Raw genomic sequence first — 3,449 nt, 5'->3', positions numbered from 1 at the left:
TTCATTACCCACTCGTTGTTATATGTATTTAAAGAATATATAAATAAAGCCAAGATAGTTATAAAAACTAACTTGACTCTACAAAAGATAATGATACAAATCAAATACTTATTTGCTTATACAATATAAGACTATATCTCATCTAAATAATCATTATATAATATGAAGGTATATTTTATAAATCTAAACCATCAAAGATATCATTTATTTTAAATTCTAAATTTTCCATCACAAGACTTTTGTATTCATCATCAAATCTATATGACTTATTCAAATAATAAGAACCAAACTCACTTAATTTATATTGATGAATATCTCCTGTTTGGTATACTAAATTATATTCTTCTATACCATGTTTAGCATACAAATCCATTTTTATAACAGTATCTAAACTTGCATTACTAGGTGACACTATTTCAAACACTAATGTTGGGATAGTTAATACCGATTGACCAAGTGTTTTAAATTTATCTTTTCCCTTTTCTGTGCATACAACAAAAACATCTGGCTTAACTCTATCCTTACCTAAAACAACTTCTATTTGCTCTGAAAAAACTCTACAAGGTTTACCAGTAAGATAGCTATCTACTTTCGCATTAATTCTATTTACAATAGTATTATGATTCATAGAAGAAAAAGATTTAGCATAAATATATCCATCTATAAATTCTAATATTTCATCGCTAGTATTTTCTACTTCGAAAAATTCCTCTAATGTATAAACTATATCATTAAATTCTTTTATTCCCATATTATCACCTCTAACTTTATTTACTTTAAGTATATCAAATTATATTTTTGAATACAAAGTTTAAAATAAAAACAAAATTATAATAATAAAGTAGCACCGATATTTTAATCAGTGCTATTTCTCTTTATGTTTTGCATCAGCATTAATAGAATGATATCTCATTTCTAATATTTTTTCCTCTTAAGCATATTTTATTTCCTCCTTACTAATCAATACTTCAATTTAACTTTTACACTTTTTATTTTTTTATTCATTGTAACCACTCTGCGTTTTTATTTATAATTCATCAAACTTTTTCTTTACCATTAAAATTTGACTTATAAAATCATAAAAATAAATCAATCCATCTAAACCATCACTAGTTATCAAATTTATTTTTACTCCATGAATTATATGTCTTGTTAGTTTCTCAGTATTTTTAGTATCGGCAAAAAGTTCTTCTAAATATTTTGAAAAATACTTTTTAGATTCTGAATCTTCCATATTACTAAAAACAGCTTTATCTAATAAGTCTATTAGCTCCGTATAGCTATAATATTTGTTATGCTTACTTTCTGGTATTAATCTTCTCATTTTGTATTCTAGCAAAGTAAACATTCCAAAAGTTGTAATAATATTTAAATTATTTTCATATGAAAAATTTATTTCCATTATTAACTTTCGTATAATTTCATCATTTTCTCTTAATTTCCAAAGTTCCATACGTTTCAAATAATATAATTTTAAATCCTTTGAATTTATTAATTTATTTTTATTATCACACAAATAAAAAAAAGGAGGAAAAATCAATTTTTTTAAAAAAATATCTATATCTAATGATCTATTTTCTAAAGAAGCCTTAAATTTATTAAAATCAAATATATCTGGAAGCACTTCTTTAGCTACCTTTAATTCATTCAATTTAGCATTTTCATAATTATCTCTGCTTATTTTTAAATTTTGATAAACCTCTTTTAATTTTATAATATTATTATCAGTTGGATTTCCATTCCTTATTAAGATTTTGATTTCTTTTGATGTACTTTTACTACTAGCTAATAAATTTATAGAGCTTAATATATAGTCTAATTTCAAATTTTCATCATTTATACTCATAATACTCCTCTTATTTCCAAACATATCTATCCTTTTAATTTCTATTTATACTATAAATAGCTTCATAATATTTATTATATTAACTAAATGTGTCAATTAAATTTATTTTAAAAATATAAATAAATTTTAAAACACTTGTCCTTACATAAATTATAATATACATGATTTATTATAAAAAAACTGAATAAAACTAATTACTTTAAATATTCAGCATACATAAACCCACCATGTTCACCCCAACAAGTAGACCACCATTCTCCAACTTTATTAGATAATTGAATTTTATCACCTTGATGAACTGTTCCTATTATTGGGTAATTCAAACCTGCTCCACTTCTAACATGTAAAGTCGGTGTAGTTACTGTTGCATAATCACCAGGCGCTAAATTTCTTTTCATTTCTGGAATATAAATTCCTGTATTAAATACATCTAAGTCTGTTGATCCAGTAAAGTTTCCGTTATCAGCATGTTGCCATCCTATAAGATTATCAGTATTACCCCAAACTTTTGTTTTTTCTGGTTCATTTACTCCATATTCAGCAAGCCATAAACCATATTTTGATAAGCTTGAATCTAAATATTCATTTGCAAAACTTAAGTTAGTATAGATACAAGGATAATGTCCTGTTTGATTTGTTATTTCTGTTACAAAATCATTTATACATTTGTTTATTGTTGCCGCACTTTGATTATCTGTAACTTCTATATCAATTGCTATTCTGCAATTGTAATCTAATCCTTTAATTTTTTCTAACAAGAATCTTGCTTGTACTGCTCCATTATCATAAGAGTGAATGAAGTGATAGAATCCTATATCTAGTCCAGCTTCTTTTGCTTTATTATAGTTTTGCATAAATAGTGGGTCTGTGTAAGTTTGTCCTTCTGTTGCTTTGATATAACATACTTTATATCCTTGATTTGAAACTTCCTCTAAGTTTATATTTGGTTGAAACATTGATATGTCTATTCCTTTGATATTCATCATTTTAATTCCTTCTTTCATCTTTATTTTAAATTTAGGTAATAAAAAAAGTTTGTAGAATCAACTACAAACCACTTTTAAATTTTATATAATTTTTATTTTTTTATATTAGGCTGAGTATTTACTAAACCTTCTTTAAACTTTTCTACAAGTCTCTCAATCACTTCACCTTTACCGAGTTTCTCTACCATATCTTTAAGTTTTTCAGACTGCTCTTCACTCATATTCCCTACATAATCTTCAACCTTACACTTCACTTTTTCCATTGCATCACTATAAGCTTTAGACTGTTCTTCACTCATTTTTTCTTCATAACCTGTAATCTCACTTTTTAGCTTTTTCATTAGGTTCTCTTCCGATTCTTTGATATTCTTCATATGTTATCTCCTACATTATCTATTTTTCATATCAACTATTATACTATATATTAGTAAATTGGGATAATAGATCCTCAATTACTATATATACTTAAAACTTAAATAAATCTCCTTCATTTTATATTCTAATATTTATTATTTGCTTAATCCTTTTGTTGTTGGGTTGTTTAATACGCCAAGTGCTACTCCGATGCCACATAAAGCATTTATTATATACATTGCTTTTGTGTTATCAACTATTAT

The 3,449-nt window shown here is 25.0% G+C and carries 5 protein-coding genes; all 5 read right to left on the bottom strand.

Going from position 1 to position 3,449, the window contains the following annotated elements; genetic code table 11:
• Positions 1–175 precede the first annotated feature (175 nt).
• Complete coding sequence (locus Q0V24_RS17000; protein WP_297523354.1) at positions 176–751, bottom strand: Uma2 family endonuclease; 576 nt, start codon at positions 749–751, stop codon at positions 176–178.
• 276 nt (positions 752–1,027) lie between these two features.
• Positions 1,028–1,846 (bottom strand): hypothetical protein, encoded by an 819-nt coding sequence (locus Q0V24_RS16995; RefSeq protein WP_297523352.1) that lies wholly within the window; start codon positions 1,844–1,846, stop codon positions 1,028–1,030.
• Positions 1,847–2,040: 194 nt separating this feature from the next.
• Positions 2,041–2,832 (bottom strand): GH25 family lysozyme, encoded by a 792-nt coding sequence (locus tag Q0V24_RS16990; protein WP_297523350.1) that lies wholly within the window; start codon positions 2,830–2,832, stop codon positions 2,041–2,043.
• Positions 2,833–2,924: 92 nt separating this feature from the next.
• A complete protein-coding gene (locus Q0V24_RS16985) occupies positions 2,925–3,206 on the bottom strand; it encodes a hypothetical protein (RefSeq protein ID WP_297523348.1) in 282 nt (93 codons plus the stop codon).
• A 135-nt stretch (positions 3,207–3,341) separates the two neighbouring features.
• Entirely contained in the window at positions 3,342–3,425 is an 84-nt protein-coding gene (locus Q0V24_RS17140; RefSeq protein WP_366938329.1) for a hypothetical protein, read from the bottom strand.
• Between the last annotated feature and the right edge of the window lie 24 nt (positions 3,426–3,449).

Source organism: uncultured Clostridium sp. (assembly GCF_947039605.1).
Classification (GTDB): Bacteria; Bacillota; Clostridia; order Clostridiales; family Clostridiaceae; genus Sarcina.
Note: the sequence above shows the minus strand (reverse complement) of the source record. Positions and strands in the feature narration are given on the sequence as shown.